The 960-nt window shown below is 64.9% G+C and carries 1 protein-coding gene; it reads right to left on the minus strand.

Annotation, left to right across the window (positions count from 1 at the left end; all coding sequences use genetic code 11):
* The coding region (gene tnpC, locus ACMZ6R_RS20485) for an IS66 family transposase (RefSeq protein ID WP_416114809.1) at positions 1–960 on the minus strand (960 nt) is incomplete at both ends.

The following is a 960-nucleotide window of genomic DNA, read 5'->3' on the forward strand; positions in this document are numbered from 1 at the left end:
GATGGCCCTGCCGAGCAGACTCTTGGGCGGGGTGGTGGCGATGCGGGCATCGAGCAGAGCCTTGAGCTTGTCCAGGATGGGCCTGGATTTTTCGGCTCGCAAAGCCTTGATCTGCTCTGGATCGAGCCTCTGCTTTTCGGCTTGGTGCTCCACGCTGTAAAGCTTGCCGATCAGGTCCAGGACGGCATGGGCCGTGCCGCCTTTGGCCTTCTTGCCGGCAGCCTTCTCAACTTCGACGAACTTGCGCCGGACATGGGCCAGGCAGCCGAGATGGCACAGGCCTTCCCGGTCGCCCAGGGCCTCGTAGCCGCTGTATCCGTCGGTCTGCAGATAGCCTTGGAAGTTGCCGAGGATTTCCGCGGCCACGCTGCCGGCCCGGGTCGGATGATAGCGAAAGAGGACGACCGGTGTTCCCGGCGTTCCGCCCCGGGCGACCCACATGTACGACTTGGTGGTGTTGGCCCGATCTGGTTCATGCATCACCTGGACCGTGGTTTCGTCCATGTTGACGATGGGACCGGAGCGAATTTCTTCGATGATCATGGCGATGAGCGGCTCGCAGGCCTTGGCCACCCGGATCATCCAGCCGGCCAGGGTGCCCCGGGAGACGTCCAGGCCCAGGCGGGCGAACTGGTCTTCCTGGCGGTACAGGGGCAGCGCGTCGGCATACTTGGCTACCGCGACATGGGCTAAGAGGCCCGGGGTGACGATGCCTTGGGGGATGATCTGGGGCGGCATGGGCGCGGTTTTCACCGTCGGCCCGTCACCCTCCACCCCCTCGCAGGCCCGGCAGGCATACTTGGGCCGGATGTGGCGGATGACCTGGATTTTGGCCGGCACGATGTCGAGCTTCTCGCTGACTTCCTCGCCGATGCGGACCAGGACCGCGCCGCAAGGGCAAACCTTCTCCGATTCCGGCAGGTCGTGGACGATCTCCACCCGGGGCAGATCGGCGGGAAT

Source organism: Solidesulfovibrio sp. C21, assembly GCF_047785625.1.
Lineage (GTDB): Bacteria > Desulfobacterota > Desulfovibrionia > Desulfovibrionales > Desulfovibrionaceae > Solidesulfovibrio.